Consider the following 1,419-nt stretch of genomic DNA (forward strand, 5'->3'; position numbering starts at 1 on the left):
GTGATGACCGCCCAGACCATCGAGTTCGCCCGCCAGCGGGTCCACGAGTTCGAACGCCGCCATCGGCTGCAGCGCCATACCGCGCGCTGATCCCGCGCTCGCTTCCTGCACCCGCCTTTTCAGGCGGGTGTTTTCGTTATGAAAGCGCTAGGCTATAGGCACGCTTCACTTCGTACTGTTTCACGGAACCCGATTGCATGAGCAAGCCCTCCTCCCGCGTGCTCGAAGAGCTCGCTACCCTGCGCGCCGAGCTCGACGACGCCAACCACCGCTACTACGTTCTCGACGAACCCGCGCTGACCGACGCCGACTACGACCGCAAGCTCCAGGCGTTGAAGAGCATCGAGGCGGAGTACCCCGAACTCGTCACGCCGGAATCGCCGACCCAGCGGGTGGGGGCCGCCCCGGCGGAGGGCTTTCCGGCGGTGGCCCATGCGATTCCCATGCTGTCGCTGGACAACGCCTTCAGCCGCGACGACATTCTCGCCTTCGCCGCGCGCGTGGCCGAGCGCCTGGAGATCGAGGCCGACGACATCGCGTTCAGCTGCGAGCCCAAGCTCGACGGTGCCGCGGTGTCGCTGGTGTTCGAGCAGGGTGTGTTGACCCAGGGTGCGACCCGCGGCGACGGGCGCACCGGCGAGGGCATCACCTCGAACCTGCGCACCCTGCGCTCGATTCCGCTCAAGCTGCGCGGCCAGCACGTGCCGGCGCTTCTCGAGGTGCGCGGCGAGGTGATCATGCGCCACGAAGGCTTCGAGGCGCTCAACGAGCGCGCCCGGGAGGAGGAGGGACGGGTGTTCGCCAACCCGCGCAACGCCGCCGCCGGAAGCCTTCGCCAGCTCGACCCGCGCATCACCGCCCGGCGGCCGCTGGAGTTTCACGCCTACCAGGTGGCGCGGATCGACCCCGACGCCGGGGATGCGAGCCACAGCGAACTGATGGCGCGCCTGAAGACCCTCGGCTTTCGCTCGAGCACGGAGCTCAAGGTACTCAAGGGCCCCGAGGCGGTGGCGGATTACTGCGACGCGCTCGGCGAGAAGCGCCTGGCGCTGGGCTTCGATATCGATGGCGTGGTGATCAAGGTCGACGATCTGCGTGCCCAGCGCGAGCTGGGTTTCGTGGCGCGCGCCCCGCGCTGGGCGGTGGCGTTCAAGTTTCCCGCCCAGGAGGAGGTCACGACTCTCGACGACGTCGAGTTCCAGGTCGGGCGCACCGGCGCCATCACCCCGGTCGCCCGGCTCGCGCCGGTCTCCGTGGCCGGAGTCACGGTCTCCAACGCCACGCTGCACAACGCCGACGAGATCGAACGGCTGGGCGTGATGATCGGCGACACCGTGGCGATTCGCCGGGCCGGCGACGTCATCCCCCAGGTGGTGCGCGTGGACACTACCCGGCGCCCGGCCAACGCTAAGGCGATCG

General features: G+C 69.0%; 1 protein-coding gene. It reads left to right on the forward strand.

The genetic code is table 11. The features are described from left to right. Window positions 1–197: 197 nt before the first annotated feature. Window positions 198–1,419: NAD-dependent DNA ligase LigA (gene ligA, locus BIS11_RS17500; protein WP_253586716.1), on the forward strand; the 1,222-nt coding region annotated here is incomplete at its 3' end.

Source organism: Halomonas sp. 707D4 (assembly GCF_024158685.1).
Lineage (GTDB): Bacteria > Pseudomonadota > Gammaproteobacteria > Pseudomonadales > Halomonadaceae > Vreelandella.